This is a genomic window from Mesorhizobium sp. M1078, assembly GCF_040318615.1.
In the GTDB taxonomy this organism is placed as follows: Bacteria; Pseudomonadota; Alphaproteobacteria; order Rhizobiales; family Rhizobiaceae; genus Mesorhizobium.
In genome coordinates this window covers 85,257-106,639 of record NZ_JAMYMP010000017.1, presented here as the reverse complement: position 1 = coordinate 106,639, position 21,383 = coordinate 85,257, and the positions used below count along the sequence as shown (strand labels likewise).

Genomic DNA, 21,383 nt, shown 5'->3' with positions numbered 1-21,383 from the left:
TTCGGCCGTCGACTGAAGACCCTCAAGGGCCTCACGCCCTTTGAATACATCTGCAAAATCTGGACAAAAGAGCCCGAACGATTCAGGCTCGATCCAACCCATCCAACCTTGGGACTAAACACCTAGCTGGTGCCAAAGGTCGGCTCGCGAGTTCAAGCGGCTTGCGTTTGGCCCCGACTGGGGCGATGCTGAAGGTGGGGGAAATTGCGTATTCGCAAAAATACCTTGCTGGTGGGGACTTCTTGATGTTCGTCGACTTGTACGAAACGCTGGAGATCAGCCCAAACGCCAACTCGGAAACTCTAGAGCGCGTATTCCGTTACTTTGCGATGCGCTATCATCCGGACAATCAGAAGACTGGCGATGAAGCCCGCTTCAGCGAAATTGTGGAAGCCCATAATACGCTCAAAGATCCGGTCAAGCGGGCGCAATATGACGTCGCGTATAGAGACCATGCCGGCCTTCGTCGAGAGTTGACCCAGGAAGCCAGCAACAATAAAGGCTTCGAGCGAGATTTCGAGATTCAAGCCAAACTGCTTTCGCTGCTTTATGCGAAACGCCGGCACGACGTCAGCGATCCTGGCATCGGAGATGTAGAGCTGGAGCGCTTGTCAGACTGTCCGCGAGAACATCTCGAGTTCCACATCTGGTATCTAAAGGCGAAAGGTTGGATCGTCAGAGTGGAAAATGGGACGATCGCCATCACCGCTGAAGGTGTCGATCGCGTCAACTCTGAACGCCGCCGCGATCCGACTATTCGGCTCCTGGATCACCCATCCCCCTAGCTGCCCCTGCGCCGAGGCTTTTGGTTTCCTTCAATCGGGAGAATGGGATTCGGGCCGCTTTGGATAATTATGCAGTTCGCGAGCCAGCACCGCGACAAGCACCGAGCAGTCGAGTTCCTCGTTGAACGAAATGTGCGGGTCGGCCTCTGGCAAGATCTGAGACAAGCGTAGCGATTTCAACCTGGCTGTCTTGGCGGCACGCTCTGCGCATTCAACCTCATTGATCGCTTTCGCGGACCGCACAGCACCTCGGCGATCTCCCAACCAACACATTTCCTGGTAGCCTCATTCTCACCTCCCCCCGACGCAAATTTCTACATTCGGATGAACCATGTCGCCCTTCATTCTGATGAAGCCCAAGCTCAAACAGCGGAGGATCCACATCGAACCCGGTTCGATCCAGAATCTTGCCATGGAAGCGATCTTCGATGATATCGCCAGCGCCATCAGGGAGAGCCCCGCATAGACGCTTGGCGCCCCGTCCGCGCCTTGGTCCTCGATATGGCAGTGCATCGCCTCGAAGATCACATCATAGACGCTGCCGACCTCCTCGTTGATCTCGTCGGCACCGATTCCCTCACGCTCCGCAGATTTCATCATTTCGTCAGCGAGGTCGCTAACCGCCCCTGGATCATCAGTCATCGCGTTGGGCAGGTGCTCTGCCATCCACCGATCGAGAAAGTTGATGCCGCGTGTGCTCATCAGCCGATAAGTTCAAAGCGCATATTAGGTTCCACTACTTGACCGCTGAGACGGCCGCACCAGCCTCAGTGCATGGCTAGTGGTATCAAGATCGGCGATGAGGTGGCGATCGACGCCACCATTATTCGACGCGTCACTGACGACAGGATCAGCGTGTCGATACCGACCTACGGATTTCCGCATTCCGTTCGGGATAGCACCACGAAGGTGGTCAAAGGTCAGACCATCGAACTGATCGGCAGCGTCACACGGGTCGAGAAGGACGCCGTAACGGTAATGGCCCGGTGGTGACGGTCGCGCTTGATGTTGTGCGGCTGGTGAAGCTCTAGCTTTCCCGACCTTACCGCCCTAACGGCTGCTTCGAAAGCGAGAGAAGTTCGGCCTCATCTTTTATCCCGGCCATGTAGTTGGCAATGATCCGAGAGGCCAACCGGCCCTGCGCATCGGGTGATTGGTCGTCGACGAGTTTAAGCTGCTCGAAAACGCGCCCTAGCAAGGCCAATTCGGCAGGCTTAAAAATCCCGGCATCCACCGCTTTTCGTCTGATGGGCATAACTAGTGTTCTTCCCTCACCGTCTCAAGCCGCCAACCTGAAATCGGTTCCGGAACATTTTAGCTAAAGTGAATGTTTCAATGGTTATGAAGATCGAAGCCGACGAATGCCGGGCAGCGCCGACGCTCATCCGGCGCACTATCGAGGATCACTGTCCGCCCGGCGTGCTGCCCAGCGAGGAAGCGGTGAACGGTCTCTATGGGCCGGGGCTCATGGATGAGGCGGAAGCGCTGGCTGCTGCCATCGTCGCAACGATCGACCAGATGCAATTGCGCGTGATGGTGAAACCACCGTCTCCTAGTATCAAATAGAGACCGACACAGGGAAGTTCGCTTGTTGGTCGCTCGACGGTGGGCTCGCACCGACCGGGGCAGGTGATGCGAGCCCGGCCGAGTCTTGCGGGACCTCGACCAGCAGCGCTCACCCACTCGCTGCCGTTCTATCAACAAGCCCCCAAATTTCAGGTTCCGCTAATGTACAAAAAAGCCCACCAACCGTTGAGGTAGTGGGCAGTTTTGGGAGACACTGATATGGGAACAGTGCGACCGCCCGAAGTGTTTCGAGGCCGACGATGTTCCAAGGGGATTCAGATCCGCGCTTTCGGATCTTCAGAGAAGGGCGGTCAAGTTGCTCGCTTCGGGGGAGCTTCCAATCCTAGACGAGAAGACTGATCGCCAGCGAAAGCGACGGCATCTGCCTCATTTTCGAATGCTCGGGAATACGTTTCACCGTTCCTGCCTATGATGAGAACAACCCACTCGCCCAACGAATGGCGGATCTCTAGGAAGAGGGAAGACGAAGACGGCGGCCGGTACGTGACGCTGTCCAATGCCCTCGGGAGGCTTGTCCCGCCAGAATCGGCTCCATCATCGGAGGAATGAACTTCACGCATGCACTGACTCCCGAGACCGCGAGTCAATTAGCGCGTGCTTAATTAGTTCCGGAGCGTTTTAACGAATCGTTGACCGCGCTGTCCCAGAATAGGACGGCGCGGTCAAACCCCAACCTTGGCTGCGTAGGCGGCTTGGCATTGAGTTCCACCCCGAACTGTCGGAGCCGCCACCCACCCCACACTTATACCAGCAATGGTTGAATCAACCGTTACTGCACGTGCTTTCCAGGGCGCTCGCCTGATCGTTAGACTTTGACGGAACAAACAGGGGATTCACAGAATCTGCGTTTCGATCTACGTTGAAACATGGACGCGATCTTCGATGATATCGCCAGCGCCCTCACGGAGCCTCGCCAGGACGTGTGGCGCCCTGTCCCTCGATCTTGCCGCCAAGCTGTTCCTTGGCCTCGCAATCGGCCTAGGTGTTGGCTTCGGAATGGCGCTGGCTGGTTAAGGCGCTCCACCTCATCTCGACATCGTTTATTAGCGCGTTCTTGTATTCCTCCCGAAGCAGGCTCATCATGCAACCGCCTTGTCGGGAACTTATAGGCAGGAAGGGGTACGTCATGGAATCCGTTTGCTACGCCCAAAGCTCGATCTGCGTTTTGTCGGTCCTCGCCAGCATCGCCACCACGTTTATCGTCATGGCACCGTTCGCAGCTACGCGTCTGTTGGTGTTGACGCTACGCGAGAAAACAGTCGGCCAGCAGCTTCAGCTCGCCTAAGCGCCGCCGCGGCGACGTTGATCGTGGCGGCGGCATCGCCGGTCTTCCACGCCTTGGGCACATAACGGCGGGCAGTCATTCCTGTCCGGAACCGCTCCCAACTTGCCGGCCAGCGACACCAGGTGTTGGCCTTGGAATGGCAATCGCCGGTTAGACGAACGATACAGCCGCGACGATCTCGTTGGCGCCGGACGAACTCATGGCGACGTTGTAGGTGCTGGTCGCACCAAGTCCTGAGATGCTGCCGCAGGCGACCTGCTGGTTCACGGCTGCGCCGTGATAAGCTCCTCATGGTCTTTGGTGACGCCGGTAAAGGTGATCGAGCCTTCGGGATTGACGCCAGTCGCACCGGCAATCACGCAGCCGTTAGCGCTTACTGTCAGATTGCTAAACGTCGGCTCGTTGCCGGTCGCCGATTTGGCATTGACGGACGTGCTCGATGTGTGGCCGGTGATCGTATAGACATCGACCGCCGACGAATGAAGGTTTTGACTCCAGTCGGCGATGCAAGTGATGGTCCCGCCAGTGGTGATCTCCCTTTGGCCGATACCAAGCTGGATCGCTTGGTCAGCACCATCATTAGTCCCGGCCTGCACAGCGATGGTGCCCGTAGTGCAATCAACGGAAACAGATGATAGCGTCCTTGGCACGGTGTTCTGACGCAGGCCGTGGCACACCAGGACCACGATTTTGGTGCCGGCTGCACCCACGTCGACGGTGAAGGTATGCGGATCGGCTGGGGTGGCGAGAGCGCTGAATGTGCCCCTGTAGGTAACGACCAGGCCGGTGGGAGGGGGCGGCATGAACCGGAAAGAATTGAACATCATCATGCGGAACATTTTTCTTTTTCCTTCAGCGTTCGAACATGGCTATCGAATACGGCTCGCAAATCGAGCGGGCGATCTCTCTAACGCTTGCTGTGACATCGACAACGGCGCCATCAATCAGGTCGTCAACATTTTCAACGGCGATCTCAGATGGATCGTAGCCGCCGCCGTGGACCATTAAGTCCCTAAGGAAGTCGGAGAGCAGGCGCTTCTCGCCATCACCGGAAATGATGCGACCGCGCCTCGGTTGGCCAGAGCCGTCAACGGTCAAAATAACCTGATCCTCGCCATCGTAGGAGAACAGCGCGGGTGAAGGATCGGCCCCGGAAATAGAACGGGTGAGACCGGTTTTCAGGTCGGTGAAGTACGACACGCCGCCCGTCGTGAAATACAGTTCCTCGGTGAGGCGCTGAAGGTCCGGCGCGCCCAACGCTCGCGAGCTTATTGCTTGAATTTGGTAGGGAACGGTTTTCGTATATTCGACCGCTCCCGTTGTGCCATTGATACGCTTTAGCGTGGCGGTATCTGTCCAGACGACAAGATCACCATCGTCGTCACGGATGGCATAGCGCAAGGCATCAGAGAAGGAGGCCAGGACGGTCGAACTCTTGAACGTGCCGAGCGACGTGAGCGTGACTTTCACCAGATCGATGTCCGCGCAAAAGTAAAAATCAGCCTCGCTGCCACGGCTTTCGCCTGGGGTAACGCATTGGATGTCCGAATAGCCGCCAAAGCTGGCGATCGACTGATAGCCGCGTTCAACCGCCTCTGCCGTGAGGTGGAAGGCGAATATCTGTTGATTGCTGGAAAAGCCGACGAGGAGCGATGATCCCACGCCGACATCCGCCGAGGCAGCCGCCGGTCACTGTAGACGACGTTGCGGAATTGCTGGAGGTAGCGACAATGGCGCCCGTGCTGCCATCGATAAGGACGGGCTCCCAACCTCCAACGCCGGCAAGCTTGCGAGATAGACCAACCGATCAAGCGACCGACTGTAAGCGAAAGCAGCCGTAGTACGAATAGGCATCGTGCGGCAGGTCGAACGTGAAATATTGCCGGGCGGCCGGGATCAAATAGAGGGCGATGTCGCTGTAATTGAAGCCGTAGGCCTTGAGGTCGGCCCACACCGGAATCAGATTGTCGAAGAATATAGATCCGGAGAACGTGGTGAAGGTGTCATACTCATGGGTCGGAGCGCCGTCTTGAATCCACTCTGCCTCGAAAACAGGCGGGGCACCCAGACCGGCAATATCAAAGTCGGTGACCACGATATCGAGGTAGCCCCTGTGAGCGGAGACGTTGGTTTCGCCTTCTTCCTTCACCATGGTCGGGTCGCGCGGCTGGGTGCTTTTCCCGTCGTATGCCCGAAATTTCAAGCCTGATCCGATACCCGCTTGTGGCATCGCAAATCGCTTTGCCTTTGGCGTAGAGCTTACGCATCGTCCATGTCGAGTTTGGAACGAGAGGGCGCGCAAAACGGAGGCGAGCCGACATCTTGGCCGTGGTCGAGGTGATGGTGTCCCAATATTCGATATGGGTTGAAGTCACGGTCAGGATCGGCGGAACCCATATGTAGGCAGCAGGCAGCCGGCACTTGCCCCAGACGACCGGCAGGGTTCGGCCGTAAGCCGAAGTCGGCAGGGTTGTCTGTACGTCTGGTACCTGAGGGACGGTCGGCGCCGATGATGAGGGCGTATCCCAACCTGCCCAGTGCCCTATGGGTCTAGCATTTATCTGCCAATGCCCATGGTCAGACACTCCCAATGCAAAATTCAGTGATCAGCGCAGCGGGATTTGCGGGCTCCGTAACGATGCTGATTTCGCGGCAATGGATGACTTCCCGGCAAACGTTCACGCCGTCGTCACGTCGCGCTTTCGACCCAATGAAACGGGCAAGGGACAGCCCCGGCAGTTCGCCTGATTCAATGCCCGCCATAACGCCTTGCGCCCGGGCGGAACCGTCCAGTTCGCCCACCACGAACAGGCTGTGCGGATCTTCGGACAGCCGAAGCCATCGGCCAAGCGGTTAGCCTTCATGCTCCAGACACAGTTCCGGCTGCCAGCTGTTCGCGATGAGCTTGGCAAAGGCGCCGGGCAGGATCAGATTCCGACCGTGCGCCAGAGTTCCGAAATCGGTTGCGCGGCCCGCGAGCATCATTTGCAGGCCGCCTCTAACTCGTGTTGCAATTCGAGAGCCTGCTGAAACGACAGTTCAAACAGGTTATGGGTTTGCTCCGGCATCACCCAGTCCGGGTCGCAGCCGAGCGCATCGTACCGAGCTGGTATCGGCGACATTTCCCAAGGAAACAGACCTAACGCGCGGTGCAGTTCTAGATAATCGCGCGCCTTGTACGCCTCGATCGCCGTGGGCGTGATCCGCAACGGCTTACCCTTCGCCCTGCGACGTTTAACCGGCATCGAAAACACCCCTCCGGTTAGAGCGCAAGCCCGGCGGCCGAGTGCGGCTTGGCGGCACTTCAACATCAAGGTCCAGTTCCCTGACCAACCTTGCGAACCCCGTCCGAGCGTCTTTCTCGATGCCTACCGCTGGGTGAGCACGGACGTTTTTGCGATCGTCAACGGTCGTGATTCCTTCCTTGTCGATCACGGCTCGGGCCTGCTGCGAACGGTCCCACGCTTCGGCCGCGAGCTGCAGCAGCCGAAGATGGTGCCCCTCCAATTCGAAATCGGTGACGACGCTACGCCACCACTTCGCGGCCTCGTTAGACAGGTGTGCAGGTGGGTTTGGTCCGCGTCTTTTCATGGCTCAATCGTTGGTGAGGGGAAACGGGGGCACCGTTCGGCAAAATAAAGCTGGGGAACCGGTCGCATGGATGCTTCTATGCAGCTTTTGAGATCTCCCCCCGGCATCAGTGCAGCACTGGCTCGCGGGCTTTGACCCAGCGATCGACTTCGAAGATGATCAGGTCCATCTCGTTGTTCGAAAGCTTGCGGCAGATCTCGTCTCCACCCGAAGCATCACCCGGACCATTAGCGTCTTGGTGGCGTCGGACACGACCATGATCAAGGCTTCGCAGGTCGTCTGCCGGCCGGCACCCGCACGCGCGCTTTCGACATGATCTTCGCAGTCGATAGCGCGCGGGCTTCAACGAGGCTGAGGCGCTCCTCTAGCTCATAGCGCTTGAGATACTGGCCGCTTCCTCGGCTGCCATCTCTCCAAGAATATGCGCAACTGCAGTTTTGAGAGCGATGATCGGGTTGCTCGCCTCTTCGTCGATCTTCTTGAGTAGGTCATCTAGAGACTGAAGTGCCTGCTCGCGATTCACCTTCGTTGCCTGGTCTGGTGTGAGGCGCTCGCCGCGCTGATGTCGGCCGATCAAGGCGCGGGCTTCCATCCTGCGCATTTCTTCCTGCGGGACATAACGAGTCGCGTCTGGTGCATTGATCGAGGTCATGGCGCCGTCGAACGCGTGAATGGCTTTGCTCGATCCTGCGTTCATTTGCTTGCCTCCTGCCGAGTCCATACAGGTGCGGGCGCCAGCGCGGCGTGTCTGACGAGGTTGCGAGCCGTATAGATCGAGCTGTTGATGATGTTTCCGCAAACTGACGGAAGCCGGCGAGGCAACTTCACACCGGCGGCAACAGAAGCGGCATGGAGAGCGCTTCCCAGTCCGAGAAGGGTTTCGAGTTCACCCAGCTTGTCGGACACCGCATCGGAAAATCTGTCCAATGCCGAGGCTAGGAAGGCATGCGTATCCTGGTCGTAGCGCTCACGAAGTGACGAACGCTTTTCTGCTGCGTCTTTCTCGGCTTTGAAGAGCGGCTCCAGGGTCAAGCCGATCTCTTCCACCTCACGCAGGGTGATCACGGGCGGTTGGCCTGGCACCTGGGCATAGAGTTGGCGTGTGGCTTCGATGTGTCGGGCCTGACCTGCCTCTCGCTGGGAGACGGCATGCTGCCAGGCTGCATCAGCTTCTGAAATAGCTGCTGGCTTAGCTGGAATCTTCAGAATACTAGCGAAGTCGGTCTCAGATGTTTTTGGCGTTCTGGCGAGCATGCTGTCACTCCTTGTCGATTGGGACTCTACGCCCGGAAGCAACGGCTGATGATAACGCGTCAGCGGCTATTCGAATGATCACTCTGCCGATCCGCTTTCGATTGCGGCTACCTGCCTCGTCTACTGCGCCCGCCTCCAGCATCAGGTTGATCAGCGGGAAATCGACTTGGATAGGCAAAATGATGCCGCCCAACTCCTTGCGTTCCTTGTGGCGGGCTTGGCGCTCACGACCGAGCTTTCGGCGTCTTCCAAGACGATCGTCTGACGTACCGCTCATGGGCACGCCCCGATGGCTGTCGGAACCAAAGTCGTTAAGCAAAGTTTCCTTATCGAAGGGCGTTTTAGGTTTTTGGAGAACTCGAAATGAAGACGATCATCTTGGGCGCATTGGCGCTTTGCTTGGCTGCCCCTGCGGTCGCGTCCGCAGAAGAAGGCATCGTCATCCAGACCCAGCGGCATCACCACCGCCATTATTGGGACGAAAACAATAACGACCGTGTGGTCATCTATCGGAACGGGCATCGTCTCCATCGCCGCCATCATGGCGAGCAGGCGTTTTACGACAATGGCGAGCGCGCTTGGCGCCGGCATCATCACCGGTCCAGCGACGTTGTGGTCACCGGATCGATCAACCGTCCGATGCATCACCGCCGTCACGTCGTCATCCAGCAGGACGACAACAGCGATTATGACACCGACTATTGATCGCAGTCTGACGGCCCGGCCTCTCGACTTCGACGGGAGCCGGGCATCGGAGGGAGGAGTTTCGCCGTGACGATGCTGTTTCAACCCTTGGACTCGGACGGTCACAGGCGCAGCGAGCTTTACCATGCGGCGCGTCTGGCGATGCTCCAGTGTCGTGTGCTGATGCGCTTTGACAGGGTCGAAGACGCAGCGGACAAGGTCCAGGCAGCGGCCGAGCTGTTCGCTGAGGCGGCTCGACCTGCCGGAAGCACTCAAACGCTCGGGATGTGAGCGCCAAGTCGGGCAGCGGAACCGGCAGGCGGCAACGCGCGTTGCCGTTGCATGGTCGACTATCTCAAAATTGTACTGAACGAACTGTGTCCTGCCTGGCTCATGCGGAAGGCGGTCGATGCGGACGTTCGCCCTGTTGAGCAGCAGCCACCCATAAGCGATCTGATAGGTGCGGCGCCGCCGATGCGATATGGTGGGCCGGTGCGTTCCGAACCTCCCGACCACAGGCTTCCCGAGTCCCAGCTGTAGCGCCGCGACGTTGGCCTTGATGGGAAGAGCGCCGACATCCGGTCTTGGCGCCTCTTCCCTCCAAAGCCCCTTGCGACGTTTCGTGACGGTTTCGGCTTTCGCGATTTCCTCCGGTCTAAGGTCTTGGTCTAGGTCTAAGGTCTTGGTCTTGGTGTGTGGACAGGGTGTCACAGGGTGTGAAAGTACCCCTACACAGGGTGTGGGCAGGGTCAGGACAGGGTGTCATTGGCCCCCCGCACGATCCTGGTGCCCATCAGCCGCGACGTGTCGCCGAGCATCTGGGAGACCGATTTCGAGTTGCCTGCGGCCTTCGCTGCCTTCTCCGCTGCCTTCTGCGCCTCACGCTGGATTCTGACCTCGTTGGCCTCATCGAACGCTGCCACCGCCTTCTCTCGCAGCTTTTCGCTTTCGATCGCCTGGAGCCGTCGGCGCGTGCCGAGGGCATGGTCATCGTTTGTCGGCGGGTTGTGGCGGAACCAGCGCTCGATCAAGATCACGTCGCCATCGGGATCATGATCGATCAACCCCACCTCCAAGAGCTCCCGGAGAACGCTCTCGTATGCTGCATCTGTCCAGCACAGATCGGCACAGGCGTAACCGCGCGGGAGTTCGTAAACCCCTGCGCTGGTCACGTGTGCATTGCAGCAAGTAGAGGAAGCCGACCTTTGCCTCGTCCGGCAGTCCGATGAAGCGACGGGATCGCCAAACGGCCGGCGCCAACTTAGTGAACTGGCGCCCGCTCATTTGGCACCGCCTTGCTTCTTCGGATGCAACGCGCGCCGATGGGCTCGCTTATGATGCAACCGACACAGCCAGATCACAGCGGCTGGCTTCTCATAGTCGGGGTGATGCCCGTCTGACTTGGGATCGCCGCAGACTTTGCACGGCTGTCGCTTCACCAGGCCGCGCCGGATCGCAGCAGCGAGGCAGGAGTGCGCCCACACAGCCTTTTGGTTTGCTTCCTTCCAGCGAGCTTGGCTGGTAGCTGGAGCTTGCCGTTTAGACGACGGTGTGGCACTATCCGAATTCTCAGAAGCTGCCAAGCTTGAGACTTCGAAGCCGGTGAGCGTGGTTGCACACGCCGCCGGTTTTTCGATTTTCTGGTCCATTAGCTCGCCCTCGCTTTGATGAGGTCGGCCTCACGGATGGCCTGGATTGCCTCCAGCGCGGTCAAACCGAGCCGCTCTTTCACGTCGACGATTGCGGGACGTGGGCGGCTCTGCTTCGGCGTGGTGGCGAGCCATAGAGCGGCCTCGCCGATCAATGCCGTGTTCTCGTGATCGATGCCGCTCGTCATCAGGCTGCCTCTCCTTTTGGAAAAACGCCATCAGCACGCCGCGCTCTGCGACCCACCGTCCGCCGACTTTTTTTCGCCGGGATCTGGTCTGTTTCCAGCAAGTGAAATGCACGCCTGCGATTAGTGCCGAGTTCGCGGGCAATAGCCTCTGCGCCCCAAATGAGCGCCATTGTCTTTTCCGAGTTTACCGTCATGCTTTAGTTCCTTCTGTTGAGATAACCAAGTACGTTTTACGTACTTATTGCCGCAAAAAACGCGGCTACTTACTCCAGAGTTGAGCTAGGTGATCGTTAACGCGAAGCACGGCCAGGGCGGCAGAGCGCGCGCGTATCAGTGTCTTCGTGAGCGCATCAAAGGCATTCTTATCGTCAGCGCCAGAGACTATGCTGATTTGAAAATGGCCGATCCCAACTTCTTCCGGACGAATTACGAGAAAGCAGGGGCGCCCGTTTTTCATCGCGCCATCGATCATCGATTGAAACTGCTCTCGGCGAATGCCATCCGAAACTTGCAGCAGGACGCCTATGGGCATGTGGAAGTGGCGGGTGAGGCCCGCGACCAAACAAGCGATGATCGCCTCGTCTCTGGAGAAACGCCGATGCGTTCCAGTGCCCGCGCGTTCGGTGGATTCATCCGCAAGGATAACGCCGGCCTCGGCCCAAAGCTGGACCGACCGGCGCTTCGAGTGTGTCATGTCAGTCAGGTCTGCCAGAGAGAAAGTGTTCGTCACGATTCGGTAACTCCAACCAAGTACGTTCTACGTTCTTCACATACGTTCCGCCCTACGTCAAGGTGTTGGCGGGAATTTGCAGGAGGTTCGGGCATGTCTATTCGCAAGCGGAAGTGGACAAATGCAAAGGGCGTCGAGCAGGAGGCCTGGGTCGCCGACTATTTCGACGCGAAGGGGGTCCGGCGCCTAAAGACCTTCGCGAAAAAGAAGGATGCCGATGCGTTTGCCAGCAAGACTGACGTCGAGGTCCGCGAAGGCGTCCACGTCGCGGACCGCGACACGGTGAGCATCAAGAAGGCGGGCGGGCTATGGATCGCCACGGGCGAGGGCGAAGGGCTGGAGCGCAGCACCATCAACCAACGCCGCCATCACATGAAGCACCACATTGAACCCTTTATCGGCGATACGTTGTTGTCGAAGGTCGATCCACGCGCCTTTCAGGATACGCTGCGCGCCGAAGGCCGATCGACTGCAATGGTCAAGAAGGTTCTCACAAGCCTGTCCTCCATCCTTACCGACGCCATCGAACGCAAGCTGGCCACTAGAAATCCGGTTCGGGACATGCGGCGGGCGCATAAGGGCAGGGAGGCCAGGACAGAGAAGCGGCAGAAAGGCAAAATTCGGGTTGGAGTCGATGTTCCGGCGCCAGAGGAAATCAAGCGCATGATTGCCGAGCTGACCGACCATTGGCGCCCCTTGCTGCTGACGGCCATATTCACAGGCTTGAGATCGTCGGAGATCCGGGGGCTGCGCTGGCAGGACTATGATCCACAGGCCTCCACAATCACCGTGCACCAACGGGCTGACGAGTTCGGGGTGATAGGTGCGCCGAAATCGGCGGCAGGCACGCGCACCATTCCTATCCCGTCAATCCTGAACACCGGACTCAAGGAATGGCGATTGAAAACCTACAGCCGCAGCCCGAAGGAAAATCCGCTCGGTCTGGTCTTTGTGAACCCGGACGGCAAGCCGCGCTCGCATACCAACATCATCAACAAGGGCTTGATTCCGGCAATGAAGCGGGCAGGCGTGGTGACGGCGGACGGGTCGGCGAAATATACAGGCCTTCACGCATTAAGACATTTTTATGCATCATGGTGTATAAATCCTAAAGAAAGTGGCGGGTTGGGTCTGCCGCTGAAAGCGGTGCAAGAGCGCATGGGGCACTCGTCGGTGATGATGACGGCGGACGTTTACGGCCACTTGTTCCCGCGCGGGGATGACGGTAAAGAGCTCGACGTGGCGGCGGCGCTGCTGGCATGACTGCGACATAACTGCGACATGAAGGCAAAAGATCGTTGGATATCAACACCGGACAGAGGACTGCAAATCCTTGCACCCCGGTTCGATTCCGGGCGAGGCCTCCAGTCGCTTCAGCTCCCGCATGCCGGGGGCTTGAGTTCCGGTCGAATGCGCCGCAGTGTCGGCGCGACAAGCGCATTTCAGCGCATTGGCTTTTGACGGATTGGTTGGGACATGAGCGCTGATTTCTCCGAACTTCGCGTCAAGATGGTCGACGGCCAGGTCCGCACCACCGATGTGACCGACGCAGCATTGCTCGATGCCATGCTTGCCGTGCCGCGCGAGGCCTTTGTCGGGGCCGGCCAACAGGCTCTCGCCTATATCGACGAGGATATCCGCATCTCCGACGGCCCCGATGGCAGCGGTGCGCGCTACCTCATGGAGCCGTCGCCACTGGCCAAGCTTTTGCAGTTGGCCGAGATCGACGCCGGCGATTCGGTGCTCGATGTCGGCTGCGGCACCGGTTATTCCGCGGCGCTGCTGTCCAGGCTGGCCAAATCCGTCGTGGCGCTGGAAAGCGATACCACACTGGCGGAAGCAGCCAAAGCGGCGCTTTCGGCGCAGGGCTGCGATAACGTCACCGTGGTCACCGGCCCACTGCCGCAAGGTCATGCCGCCAAGGCGCCCTACAATGTGATTCTCATCGGCGGCAGCGTCGAGAAAGTGCCTGCGGCGCTGCTTGACCAGCTTGCCGAAGGCGGCCGGCTGGTGGCTGTGGAAGGGCAGGGCAATGCGGGCGTAGCCCGGCTCTTTTTCAATGCAGGGGGGGTTGTAACCGGAAGACGGGCATTTAATGCGGCAATTAAGCCACTACCCGGATTTGAACGCATTCATGCCTTCGAGTTCTAAGTGATTTTGCCTTGCAGCAAAGACTCTGTCATGTTGGCTTGCGATTGAACAATCGTTGCTGATTAGTTAACCGGGGTTTCGGGAGGCTGTCAGCGGGGGAACGATACATCGACGCGGCGCTGGCCGATCCCTAGGGATGGGCTGGCGTGGCGTGGTTCCCGTGCAAAACGAATGAGGGATATAAAGTGCCGTCCTTAGCCAAGAGTTTGTTTGTTACTGTCCTCATTTCCGCGACAGCGCTTTCGCCGATAGCCGCCTCGGCGGAAACCATTCTCGGCGCGCTTTCCAAGGCCTACCAGAACAATTCCTCGCTGAATTGGGCCCGTGCCGGCGTGCGCGTCACCGATGAGGGCGTGGCGATCGCCAAGTCGGGCTATCGCCCGGTGATCACTGGTTCGGCTGATATCGATTACACCTCCAGGCACCTGAACGGCAGGAACGCGAGCCTGGCATTGACCACCGGCAGCTTCGGCGTTCGGATTGATCAGACGCTGTTCGACGGCTTCCAGACCAAGAACAGGGTCGCGTCGGCCGCTGCACAGGTGAGGGCCTCGGTCGAGGGCCTGCGCAACACCGAAGAGAACACGCTGTTCAACGCGGCGAGCGCCTATATGGACGTGATTCGCGACCGCCAGGTGGCGGTGCTGACCGAACAGAATCTGCAGTTCCTGACCGAGCAGGCGCGCGCGGCACGCTCGCGCTTCGAGGTCGGCGAGGGCACGCGCACCGATGTGGCGCAGGCCGACGCGTCGCGTTCGGCCGCGGTGGCGCAATTGAGTGCCGCCCGTGCGCAGGCTCTGGCCAGTGCGGCAACCTATCATCAGATCGTCGGTGACGAGCCGGGCAAGCTCAAGGCCGCGTCGCCGTTGGCGAAGCTGTTGCCGAGGAGTCTCGAGGCGGCGATCGGCATTGCATCGAACGAGCATCCGGCCATCCTGGCCGCCCTACATTCCGTCGATGCAGCCGGATTTGATGTAAAGACGCAGGAGGGTGCGTTGCTGCCGCAGTTGACTGCCAGTGCCGGCCTTTCCCATGTCTATCAAAATACCGTACCTAGCGCGGGGGATTCGGACGGCGATTCCAATGCCGCCACCGTTGGCGCGACGCTGACCGTTCCGATCTATTCGGGCGGCCGTACCTCCGCACTCGTTCGTCAGTCGAAGGAATCGCTCAGCCAAGCTCGCATCGAGGTGGATGTCAGCCGTGACTCGGTGCGCCAGGCCGTGACCTCGGCATGGACGCAATACATCGCAGCGCGTGAAAGCGTCGACGCTAATCGGCAGGTGATCGCGGCCGCACAGTTGGCGCTCAACGGCGTCATCGAGGAGCGCAATGTCGGACAGCGCACCACGCTCGACGTGTTGAATGCCCAGAACGCCGTCATCTCGGCAAAGATCGACCTCGCCAGCTCCGAGCGCGATGTGGTTGTAGCGAGCTACGCCATCCTGTCGGCCATGGGCCGCCTGTCGGCCGATCGCCTGGCGTTGAATGTGGTGAAGTACAAGCCTGAAGAGCACTACAGAGCCGTCAAGGACAAATGGATCGGGCTGCGTACGCCGGACGGTCGTTGATCGCGACTGAGCGGTTCAAATCCCGCCAAGATTGAAAGTATCGTAGCGCCGCGCTTCCCAAGGATGCGCGGCGTTTGTCTTTTGTAGCCTAAATTGTTGAAATCCGGCGTCTTCCGAGATTGGGGATTCTCGGATGGCGATCCGTCGGCTACGCTGTCGCCATGATTCGTATCCGGCTTTGCCGGACAGGAATCCAGGAACGGGTCACTACAGCGCCACGCGTCCGATGGATGCGCAAAGGAGGCTGTAGAACTTTGATTTTGCGCCTGATCCTCTTCGAAAATCGAAGATCGATTTTCGGGATCATGCGCGGCGGCGGCGGGTGTGACGATGGCGACGGCAAGCAGCGCACAGCGCGAACCTTCCATGGAAGAAATACTGGCTTCCATCAGGAGGATCATCGAAGACAGCGACACCGGCCGCAAGCTGCCGGGCGACGCCGATGAGTTGCGCCAGGACCTTGTGCCGGCCGCCGGGCCTGTTTCGGATGTCGAGGCCTTCCGCAGCGAATTGCACAGCTCGACCGAAAGCAAGAAGCCGGTGACGCTGGCCGAGGTGCAGGCCCAACTGGCCGAGCCGGTGGTTGCGCGGCTGGAGCCGCGCCCCGAGCCGTCGCCAGTGAAGCCTGCCATTGCGGCAAATGCCACGACCGCCGCGCCACCCGCGCATGCTCCGATGACATTGGCGGAAGTAAGCGCCAAGATAGCCAGTGAGCCAGCTCCCGCCGTCAGGGCAGAAGCTGCAGTGCGGGCAAAGGCGGAAACCACCGACTCGATCGTCACCGATTGGCGCCGCGAAATCGCGGCCGTTGGCAATCAGACAAAACCGGCTGAGACAGTACGGCAGCCGGAGATCAGGCAGCCAGAGACTGAAAATCGGCAGGCAGCAATCGCGGAGGTCGAGGCTTTCGAAGACGATCTCGCTGCCGAGCCGGCTTTCGAGCCTCATCCTTCGCGCAGCGAGCACGCGCGCCCGGCCGATACAACTCCGGTTCGGCCGGCGATCGTTTCGGAACATACGGGACGGCAGGTCGCTGCGGCCTTCGGCGAGCTCTCCGACGCCTTTGCCAGCCGCAGCAAGAAGACCTTCGACGAGATGGCCGAGGAGATGCTGCGGCCGATGTTGCAGGACTGGCTGGACAACAACCTTCCGACGCTGGTCGAGCGCCTGGTACGCGAAGAAATCGAGCGCGTCGCGCGCGGCGCGCAGTAGGCATTACCACAGCCCGTTCCGGATTAAAGCGCCGCCTTCGGGCGGAGCTTTCGCTGCAGGTCAGCTTCCGGCCGATGTCGCGAACACGATCAGGTTACCGTCGGGATCGCTGACGATGAAGGTGCGGGCATGGCCTTCCCGTTGAAATGACCAGGGCCCCGCCTATCTGCGTTGAAGGACTGAGGCAGCCCTCGCGGTTGACTTGGCCAAAACCTTCCGATTTACACCGGGTCAGCAAAACTCCCGACCGCGCGGACCACTTTCCCATGCTTGAAAAGACCTACGACGCCAAGACCGTCGAACCCAAGATCGCCAAAATATGGGAAGAGGCGGACGCATTTCGCGCCGGCGCAGGTGCGGAAGAGGGGGCCGAGGCCTTTACCATCGTCATCCCGCCGCCCAACGTCACCGGCTCGCTGCATATGGGCCACGCACTCAACAACACGCTGCAGGACATACTCGTGCGCTTTGAGCGCATGCGCGGCAAGAACGTGCTGTGGCAGCCGGGCATGGACCATGCCGGCATCGCCACGCAGATGGTGGTCGAGCGCCAGCTGATGGAGAAACAGATCCATCGCCGCGATCTCACCCGCGAGCAGTTCATCGAGAAGGTCTGGGAGTGGAAGGCCGAGTCCGGCGGCGCCATCTTCAACCAGCTGAAGCGGCTCGGCGCCTCGGCCGACTGGTCGCGTGAACGTTTTACCATGGATGAAGGCCTGTCCAAGGCCGTGCTCGAAGTATTCGTCAGCCTCTACAAGGAAGGGCTGATCTACAAGGACAAGCGCCTTGTGAACTGGGACCCGAAGCTGTTGACGGCGATCTCCGACCTGGAGGTCGAGCCCCAGGAGATTAACGGCAATCTCTGGCACTTCCGCTATCCAATCGAAGGCGAGACTTTCGATCCGGAAAATTCGGCGACCTTCATTACCGTGGCGACGACACGGCCCGAGACGATGCTTGGCGATACGGCGGTCGCCGTGCACCCGGACGACGAGCGCTACCGGCATCTGGTCGGGAAAAATGTCGTGCTGCCGATCGTCGGCCGGAAAATCCCGGTTGTGGCTGACGAGTATTCCGACCCGGAAAAGGGTTCCGGCGCGGTCAAGATCACGCCGGCGCACGACTTCAACGATTTCGAGGTCGGCAAGCGCCACAAGCTGCCGGCGATCAACATCCTGACCATCGAGGCGGCAATAACGCTCAGGAATAATGAGGATTTTCTCGCCGGGCTCGACGTGACGCCGGAGCGTCAGGCCGTCTGGGACGAGCTCGACGGTCTCGACCGTTTCGTCGCGCGCAAGAAAATCGTCGAGCTGATGGAGACCGGCGGCTTCCTCGACAAGATCGAGCCGCACCGCCACACCGTGCCGCATGGCGACCGCGGCGGCGTGCCGATCGAGCCGTTTCTGACCGAGCAGTGGTATGCAAACGCCGCCGAGCTCGCCAAGCCGGCGATCGCATCGGTGCGTGAAGGCCGTACCAACTTCGTGCCGAAGAACTGGGAAAAGACCTATTTTGACTGGATGGAGAACATTCAGCCCTGGTGTATTTCACGCCAGCTGTGGTGGGGTCATCAGATCCCGGCCTGGTACGGGCCGGACGGCCGCGTCTTCGTCGAGAAGACCGACGAAGAGGCGCTGGGCGCCGCGATTGAATATTATCTGGCGCTGGAAGGCCCGTGGAAGGCCTGGGTCGAGGACAAGCTCGAGACCTTCAAGCCGGGCGAAATCCTGAGCCGCGACGAGGATGTGCTCGACACCTGGTTCTCGTCCGCACTGTGGCCGTTCTCGACACTGGGCTGGCCGGATCACACGCCGGAGCTGAAGACCTATTACCAGACCGACGTGCTGGTGACCGGTTTCGACATCATCTTCTTCTGGGTCGCCCGGATGATGATGATGGGCCTGCATTTCATGCACGAGGAGCCGTTCCACACCGTCTATGTGCATGCGCTGGTGCGCGATAAGAACGGGCAGAAGATGTCGAAGTCGAAAGGCAACGTCATCGATCCGCTCGACCTCATCGACGAGTTTGGCGCCGATGCACTGCGCTTCACGCTGACGGTGATGGCGGCGCAGGGGCGCGACGTGAAACTCGATCCGGCGCGCATCGCCGGCTACCGCAATTTCGGTACCAAGCTGTGGAACGCGACACGCTTTGCCGAGATGAACGAGGTCGCGCGCAATGACGATTTTTGGCTGAACGACGCCAAGTTGCCGGTCAACCGCTGGATTCTGACCGAATTGACCCGGGCGTCGCACGCGATCACCGAGGGCATCACCTCATACCGCTTCAACGAGGCGGCAGGGGCTGCCTACCGCTTCGTCTGGAACCTGTTTTGCGACTGGTATCTCGAACTGCTCAAGCCGGTGTTCATGGGCACTGACGAGGCGGCCAAAGCCGAAAGCCGCGCCTGCGTCGCCTTCGTGCTCGACGAGATCTACAAGCTGCTTCACCCCATGATGCCGTTCATGACGGAGGAGCTGTGGGCGCAGACGGCAGGTGAGGGCAGGACGCGCGCAACGCTGCTGTGCCACGCCGCCTGGCCGTCGCCCGACTTCGAGGACGCCGATGCAGCCGCCGACATCAACTGGCTGGTCGATCTGGTGTCCGGTATTCGCTCCGTGCGCTCTGAAATGAACGTGCCGCCGGCGGCGATCGCGCCGCTGGTGGTGGTCGGCGCCAGCGCCGAGACTCACCAGAGGCTGGAACGCCATGCGTCCGCCATCAAGCGGCTGGCGCGGGTCGGCGACATCTCGCTGCAGGACGCCGCACCCAAGGGCTCGGCCCAGATCGTGCTCAACGAGGCGACGATCTGCCTGCCGCTCGGCAGCCTGATCGATCTGTCCGCCGAGGCGGCGCGGCTGCAGAAGGAACTGGCCAAGGTGACCGAGGAAATCGCGCGGCTGCACAAGAAGCTGTCGAACGAACGGTTCGTCGCCAGCGCGCCGGAAGAGATCGTCGCGGCCGAGCGCGAAAAACTCGCGGAATACCGTGATCAGCAGGAGAAGCTTTCGGTGGCGTTGACCCGGGTGCGCGACGCCGGCTGAGCGCCGGATTCGCGGTGCCTGGGAACAGCGTCAAGGCAGGTCTTGTGCCAGAAAAACAGGCATTCCGTAACGTTAATGTTGACGTAAACGGAAAGTTTGCGCCCCATTGTTGCCATAATGTAACAATGGGGCCTAATGCCGGTAAAACAGCCGGGTTTTATACTGTTTAGAGCGGTTTTTCATGATTTTTTGCGCCGATTGCCGCTCAAATGGCCATTTTCCGGCATGCTTGCGCGGCGCGCCACTTTGTCCGAAATGCGTTCCGCAAGTGCGTACATGTACGCTATTTCAATTCATTGTTGCACCGTTAACCCGAATTGGTTCTACTGGAATTTCGGGGAGGACATCCATGAACAATTTGCGTTTGAAAACACTGCTGGGGGCGGGGTGTTTTTCGCTGGGCCTGATCGGTTCCGCGCATGCCGGCGGCATCGAGCGCGGTGGCTACGACATCGACCTTCTGTTTGACCCAGCTCCGTTCGCCACGGAAGCCGAGGCGACTTATGTGATGCCACAGCGCAAGCTCAAGAACGCGGTCGATACCGATCCGAGTGACGGCGATCTTACATTCCTGGGCAGCACGGCGAAAGACAGCAAGAGCTACTGGGTGCCGCGCATCGGCGTCAAGGCCGAGGTCGTCAAGGGCGTCGACTGCATGTTCGACTACTCGCAGCCGTGGGGCGCGCACACAAATCCGGGTCTGTGGGCCGGTGCCGAGTCCAACATGGAAACCGACATCAAGAGCAACAACTACGCCGGCACTTGTTCTTACAAGATGGATGCCGGCAAAGGCCAGGTTCGCTTCATCGGCGGCGTTTATTACCAGGAAGTCTATGGCTTCAAGGAAGACCTGGTGTCGCCGCTGGTACCGGGTTTCCAGGGAACCGGCCGTGTTGATCTCAAGGGCACGGGCTGGGGCTGGCGCGCCGGCCTTGCCTATGAAATCCCAGAAATCGCGCTGCGCGCCAGCCTCGTCTACAATTCGCGGGTCAAGCTCGACAACATCTCAGGCACGCTGGACTTGACGCATGTTGGCCTTGTCGTGCTGCCGATCTATGGTGCGACGCAGTACATGCCGGATACGGTGGAATTGAAGTTGCAGTCAGGCATTGCGCCCGGCTGGCTCGCCTTCGGTTCGCTCAAATGGGTCAACTGGAGCCTGCTGCAGAGTGTTCCGATTTGCGTCGTAGGTACTCCCGCTGCGGCATGCGTTACGGGTGATGCTCTGCATTCAGGCCAGATTACCTCGCTGGACCTGATGTATCGCGATGGCTGGACGGTTACGGGCGGCATCGGCCACAAGTTCAACGATGAGTGGAGCGCGGCCGGCCAGCTTTCCTGGGATCGCGGCACATCACACGGCTACGGCTCGCAGACCGACACCTGGACGTTGGGCGGCGGCGTCGCCTACACGCCTTCGCGCAATATCGAAGTGCGTCTGGCCGGCGCGGTCGGCGTGCTGACCAGCGGCCATTCAGGGGTCGTGAATGGCGACAACGGCTACCAAGCCGGCACTGACGTCAGCTATGATTTCGGCAACGATCTGGTCACGGCCATTTCTGGCGGCCTCAAGATCAACTTCTAAGCCTCTGAAAATTCACACAAAGGCCGGGCACTTGCCCGGCCTTTTTCGTTTGAGGCACGGT

General features: G+C 59.7%; 28 protein-coding genes and 2 pseudogenes. 13 read left to right on the top strand and 17 right to left on the bottom strand.

The annotated features are described in order from the left end of the window. Together NKH38_RS21735 and NKH38_RS21730 are read left to right on the top strand one after the other, a co-directional pair. A pseudogene (locus tag NKH38_RS21735) lies at positions 1-126 on the top strand (IS481 family transposase); the annotation flags it as partial. Between the two features lie 119 nt (positions 127-245). Next, complete coding sequence (locus tag NKH38_RS21730; protein WP_023729996.1) at positions 246-785, top strand: J domain-containing protein; 540 nt, start codon at positions 246-248, stop codon at positions 783-785. A gap of 291 nt (positions 786-1,076) precedes the next feature. Here NKH38_RS21730 and NKH38_RS21725 read toward each other — a convergent pair whose 3' ends face one another. After that, positions 1,077-1,487, bottom strand: a complete 411-nt coding sequence (locus tag NKH38_RS21725) for a DUF768 domain-containing protein (protein WP_352763320.1) — start codon at positions 1,485-1,487, stop codon at positions 1,077-1,079. Positions 1,488-1,559: 72 nt separating this feature from the next. Here NKH38_RS21725 and NKH38_RS21720 point away from each other — a divergent pair, with 72 nt between their 5' ends. Next, positions 1,560-1,778 (top strand): hypothetical protein, encoded by a 219-nt coding sequence (locus NKH38_RS21720; RefSeq protein ID WP_348529825.1) that lies wholly within the window; start codon positions 1,560-1,562, stop codon positions 1,776-1,778. A 49-nt stretch (positions 1,779-1,827) separates the two neighbouring features. On the opposite strand, the gene NKH38_RS21715 is transcribed toward NKH38_RS21720, so the two are convergent. After that, entirely contained in the window at positions 1,828-2,040 is a 213-nt protein-coding gene (locus NKH38_RS21715; protein WP_023713651.1) for a hypothetical protein, read from the bottom strand. A gap of 86 nt (positions 2,041-2,126) precedes the next feature. Between NKH38_RS21715 and NKH38_RS21710 the strand changes: the two genes are divergently transcribed. Further along, the gene (locus NKH38_RS21710) at positions 2,127-2,351 is read left to right on the top strand and encodes a hypothetical protein (RefSeq protein ID WP_023729993.1); all 225 of its coding nucleotides are present in this window, start codon (positions 2,127-2,129) and stop codon (positions 2,349-2,351) included. 1,147 nt (positions 2,352-3,498) lie between these two features. Next, positions 3,499-3,657, top strand: a complete 159-nt coding sequence (locus tag NKH38_RS21705) for a hypothetical protein (RefSeq protein WP_198020023.1) — start codon at positions 3,499-3,501, stop codon at positions 3,655-3,657. Between the two features lie 263 nt (positions 3,658-3,920). Here the strand turns inward: NKH38_RS21705 and NKH38_RS21700 are convergent, their stop codons facing one another. From NKH38_RS21700 to NKH38_RS21655, 10 genes and pseudogenes are all read right to left on the bottom strand, one after another. Continuing rightward, positions 3,921-4,496 (bottom strand): hypothetical protein, encoded by a 576-nt coding sequence (locus tag NKH38_RS21700; RefSeq protein ID WP_352763318.1) that lies wholly within the window; start codon positions 4,494-4,496, stop codon positions 3,921-3,923. Between the two features lie 13 nt (positions 4,497-4,509). After that, positions 4,510-5,319 (bottom strand): hypothetical protein, encoded by an 810-nt coding sequence (locus NKH38_RS21695; protein ID WP_023729989.1) that lies wholly within the window; start codon positions 5,317-5,319, stop codon positions 4,510-4,512. A 145-nt stretch (positions 5,320-5,464) separates the two neighbouring features. Further along, positions 5,465-5,860, bottom strand: a complete 396-nt coding sequence (locus tag NKH38_RS21690; protein ID WP_352763316.1) for a hypothetical protein — start codon at positions 5,858-5,860, stop codon at positions 5,465-5,467. 374 nt (positions 5,861-6,234) lie between these two features. Next, positions 6,235-6,498, bottom strand: a pseudogene (locus NKH38_RS21685) (HK97 family phage prohead protease); the annotation flags it as partial. 12 nt (positions 6,499-6,510) lie between these two features. Beyond that, entirely contained in the window at positions 6,511-6,642 is a 132-nt protein-coding gene (locus tag NKH38_RS21680; protein ID WP_280806612.1) for a hypothetical protein, read from the bottom strand. Continuing rightward, on the bottom strand, positions 6,639-6,902 hold the full coding sequence (locus NKH38_RS21675; protein ID WP_023729986.1) for a hypothetical protein: 264 nt from the start codon (positions 6,900-6,902) through the stop codon (positions 6,639-6,641). Before NKH38_RS21675 ends, NKH38_RS21680 begins: the two co-directional genes overlap by 4 nt. Further along, a complete protein-coding gene (locus NKH38_RS21670; RefSeq protein ID WP_023729985.1) occupies positions 6,892-7,248 on the bottom strand; it encodes a P27 family phage terminase small subunit in 357 nt (118 codons plus the stop codon). Before NKH38_RS21670 ends, NKH38_RS21675 begins: the two co-directional genes overlap by 11 nt. 364 nt (positions 7,249-7,612) lie before the next feature. Next, positions 7,613-7,945, bottom strand: a complete 333-nt coding sequence (locus NKH38_RS21665) for a hypothetical protein (protein ID WP_023729983.1) — start codon at positions 7,943-7,945, stop codon at positions 7,613-7,615. Continuing rightward, positions 7,942-8,502 carry a hypothetical protein gene (locus NKH38_RS21660; RefSeq protein WP_352763313.1) on the bottom strand — a complete coding sequence of 187 codons (561 nt, stop codon included), beginning with the start codon at positions 8,500-8,502 and terminating at the stop codon, positions 7,942-7,944. Before NKH38_RS21660 ends, NKH38_RS21665 begins: the two co-directional genes overlap by 4 nt. A 4-nt stretch (positions 8,503-8,506) precedes the next feature. Further along, complete coding sequence (locus NKH38_RS21655; protein ID WP_031238602.1) at positions 8,507-8,779, bottom strand: hypothetical protein; 273 nt, start codon at positions 8,777-8,779, stop codon at positions 8,507-8,509. 86 nt (positions 8,780-8,865) lie between these two features. Here NKH38_RS21655 and NKH38_RS21650 point away from each other — a divergent pair, with 86 nt between their 5' ends. Then, on the top strand, positions 8,866-9,207 hold the full coding sequence (locus NKH38_RS21650; protein ID WP_023729980.1) for a hypothetical protein: 342 nt from the start codon (positions 8,866-8,868) through the stop codon (positions 9,205-9,207). A 66-nt stretch (positions 9,208-9,273) separates the two neighbouring features. Then, a complete protein-coding gene (locus NKH38_RS21645) occupies positions 9,274-9,477 on the top strand; it encodes a hypothetical protein (RefSeq protein WP_023729979.1) in 204 nt (67 codons plus the stop codon). 458 nt (positions 9,478-9,935) lie between these two features. Here NKH38_RS21645 and NKH38_RS21640 read toward each other — a convergent pair whose 3' ends face one another. The 4 genes from NKH38_RS21640 to NKH38_RS21625 form a co-directional block, all read right to left on the bottom strand. After that, complete coding sequence (locus NKH38_RS21640; RefSeq protein WP_352763311.1) at positions 9,936-10,358, bottom strand: hypothetical protein; 423 nt, start codon at positions 10,356-10,358, stop codon at positions 9,936-9,938. A gap of 108 nt (positions 10,359-10,466) precedes the next feature. Further along, entirely contained in the window at positions 10,467-10,835 is a 369-nt protein-coding gene (locus NKH38_RS21635; protein ID WP_023729976.1) for a hypothetical protein, read from the bottom strand. Then, positions 10,835-11,023 carry a hypothetical protein gene (locus tag NKH38_RS21630; protein ID WP_032999409.1) on the bottom strand — a complete coding sequence of 63 codons (189 nt, stop codon included), beginning with the start codon at positions 11,021-11,023 and terminating at the stop codon, positions 10,835-10,837. Before NKH38_RS21630 ends, NKH38_RS21635 begins: the two co-directional genes overlap by 1 nt. Before the next feature lie 259 nt (positions 11,024-11,282). Beyond that, positions 11,283-11,753: a hypothetical protein gene (locus tag NKH38_RS21625; RefSeq protein WP_023729974.1), complete on the bottom strand. Its 471-nt coding sequence runs from the start codon at positions 11,751-11,753 to the stop codon at positions 11,283-11,285. A 93-nt stretch (positions 11,754-11,846) separates the two neighbouring features. On the opposite strand from NKH38_RS21625, the gene NKH38_RS21620 reads away from it, so the two are divergent. The 3 genes from NKH38_RS21620 to NKH38_RS21610 all read left to right on the top strand — a co-directional run bounded on the left by NKH38_RS21620 (position 11,847) and on the right by NKH38_RS21610 (position 15,475). Continuing rightward, positions 11,847-13,016 (top strand): tyrosine-type recombinase/integrase, encoded by a 1,170-nt coding sequence (locus NKH38_RS21620; protein WP_023729973.1) that lies wholly within the window; start codon positions 11,847-11,849, stop codon positions 13,014-13,016. A 213-nt stretch (positions 13,017-13,229) separates the two neighbouring features. Beyond that, positions 13,230-13,904, top strand: a complete 675-nt coding sequence (locus tag NKH38_RS21615) for a protein-L-isoaspartate O-methyltransferase family protein (protein ID WP_023725673.1) — start codon at positions 13,230-13,232, stop codon at positions 13,902-13,904. A gap of 185 nt (positions 13,905-14,089) precedes the next feature. Next, positions 14,090-15,475 (top strand): TolC family outer membrane protein, encoded by a 1,386-nt coding sequence (locus NKH38_RS21610; protein ID WP_352763324.1) that lies wholly within the window; start codon positions 14,090-14,092, stop codon positions 15,473-15,475. Here the strand turns inward: NKH38_RS21610 and NKH38_RS21605 are convergent. Then, a complete protein-coding gene (locus NKH38_RS21605; RefSeq protein ID WP_198022176.1) occupies positions 15,421-15,864 on the bottom strand; it encodes a hypothetical protein in 444 nt (147 codons plus the stop codon). The two genes, NKH38_RS21610 and NKH38_RS21605, sit on opposite strands and share 55 nt — an antisense overlap. Here NKH38_RS21605 and NKH38_RS21600 point away from each other — a divergent pair. The 3 genes from NKH38_RS21600 to NKH38_RS21590 all read left to right on the top strand — a co-directional run bounded on the left by NKH38_RS21600 (position 15,806) and on the right by NKH38_RS21590 (position 21,322). After that, positions 15,806-16,687, top strand: coding sequence for a PopZ family protein (locus NKH38_RS21600; RefSeq protein ID WP_352763309.1), 882 nt, complete (start codon positions 15,806-15,808; stop codon positions 16,685-16,687). The genes NKH38_RS21605 and NKH38_RS21600 overlap by 59 nt on opposite strands. Before the next feature lie 266 nt (positions 16,688-16,953). Next, positions 16,954-19,737 (top strand): valine--tRNA ligase, encoded by a 2,784-nt coding sequence (locus NKH38_RS21595; protein WP_352763307.1) that lies wholly within the window; start codon positions 16,954-16,956, stop codon positions 19,735-19,737. A gap of 349 nt (positions 19,738-20,086) precedes the next feature. Beyond that, positions 20,087-21,322, top strand: a complete 1,236-nt coding sequence (locus tag NKH38_RS21590) for an OmpP1/FadL family transporter (protein ID WP_023729967.1) — start codon at positions 20,087-20,089, stop codon at positions 21,320-21,322. The last annotated feature ends 61 nt before the right edge of the window (positions 21,323-21,383 follow it).

Excerpts from the sequence above, each read along its gene's own strand:
- NKH38_RS21730 (WP_023729996.1), top strand. The coding sequence starts at position 246 with ATGTTCGTCGACTTGTACGAAACGCTGGAGATCAGCCCAAACGCCAAC.
- NKH38_RS21725 (WP_352763320.1), bottom strand. The coding sequence starts at position 1,487 with ATGAGCACACGCGGCATCAACTTTCTCGATCGGTGGATGGCAGAGCAC.
- NKH38_RS21720 (WP_348529825.1), top strand. The coding sequence starts at position 1,560 with ATGGCTAGTGGTATCAAGATCGGCGATGAGGTGGCGATCGACGCCACC.
- NKH38_RS21715 (WP_023713651.1), bottom strand. The coding sequence starts at position 2,040 with ATGCCCATCAGACGAAAAGCGGTGGATGCCGGGATTTTTAAGCCTGCC.
- NKH38_RS21710 (WP_023729993.1), top strand. The coding sequence starts at position 2,127 with ATGAAGATCGAAGCCGACGAATGCCGGGCAGCGCCGACGCTCATCCGG.
- NKH38_RS21705 (WP_198020023.1), top strand. The coding sequence starts at position 3,499 with ATGGAATCCGTTTGCTACGCCCAAAGCTCGATCTGCGTTTTGTCGGTC.
- NKH38_RS21700 (WP_352763318.1), bottom strand. The coding sequence starts at position 4,496 with ATGTTCCGCATGATGATGTTCAATTCTTTCCGGTTCATGCCGCCCCCT.
- NKH38_RS21680 (WP_280806612.1), bottom strand. The coding sequence starts at position 6,642 with ATGATGCTCGCGGGCCGCGCAACCGATTTCGGAACTCTGGCGCACGGT.
- NKH38_RS21675 (WP_023729986.1), bottom strand. The coding sequence starts at position 6,902 with ATGCCGGTTAAACGTCGCAGGGCGAAGGGTAAGCCGTTGCGGATCACG.
- NKH38_RS21670 (WP_023729985.1), bottom strand. The coding sequence starts at position 7,248 with ATGAAAAGACGCGGACCAAACCCACCTGCACACCTGTCTAACGAGGCC.
- NKH38_RS21665 (WP_023729983.1), bottom strand. The coding sequence starts at position 7,945 with ATGAACGCAGGATCGAGCAAAGCCATTCACGCGTTCGACGGCGCCATG.
- NKH38_RS21660 (WP_352763313.1), bottom strand. The coding sequence starts at position 8,502 with ATGCTCGCCAGAACGCCAAAAACATCTGAGACCGACTTCGCTAGTATT.
- NKH38_RS21655 (WP_031238602.1), bottom strand. The coding sequence starts at position 8,779 with ATGAGCGGTACGTCAGACGATCGTCTTGGAAGACGCCGAAAGCTCGGT.
- NKH38_RS21650 (WP_023729980.1), top strand. The coding sequence starts at position 8,866 with ATGAAGACGATCATCTTGGGCGCATTGGCGCTTTGCTTGGCTGCCCCT.
- NKH38_RS21635 (WP_023729976.1), bottom strand. The coding sequence starts at position 10,835 with ATGGACCAGAAAATCGAAAAACCGGCGGCGTGTGCAACCACGCTCACC.
- NKH38_RS21630 (WP_032999409.1), bottom strand. The coding sequence starts at position 11,023 with ATGACGAGCGGCATCGATCACGAGAACACGGCATTGATCGGCGAGGCC.
- NKH38_RS21620 (WP_023729973.1), top strand. The coding sequence starts at position 11,847 with ATGTCTATTCGCAAGCGGAAGTGGACAAATGCAAAGGGCGTCGAGCAG.
- NKH38_RS21615 (WP_023725673.1), top strand. The coding sequence starts at position 13,230 with ATGAGCGCTGATTTCTCCGAACTTCGCGTCAAGATGGTCGACGGCCAG.
- NKH38_RS21600 (WP_352763309.1), top strand. The coding sequence starts at position 15,806 with ATGGCGACGGCAAGCAGCGCACAGCGCGAACCTTCCATGGAAGAAATA.
- NKH38_RS21605 (WP_198022176.1), bottom strand. The coding sequence starts at position 15,864 with ATGGAAGCCAGTATTTCTTCCATGGAAGGTTCGCGCTGTGCGCTGCTT.
- NKH38_RS21595 (WP_352763307.1), top strand. The coding sequence starts at position 16,954 with ATGCTTGAAAAGACCTACGACGCCAAGACCGTCGAACCCAAGATCGCC.
- NKH38_RS21590 (WP_023729967.1), top strand. The coding sequence starts at position 20,087 with ATGAACAATTTGCGTTTGAAAACACTGCTGGGGGCGGGGTGTTTTTCG.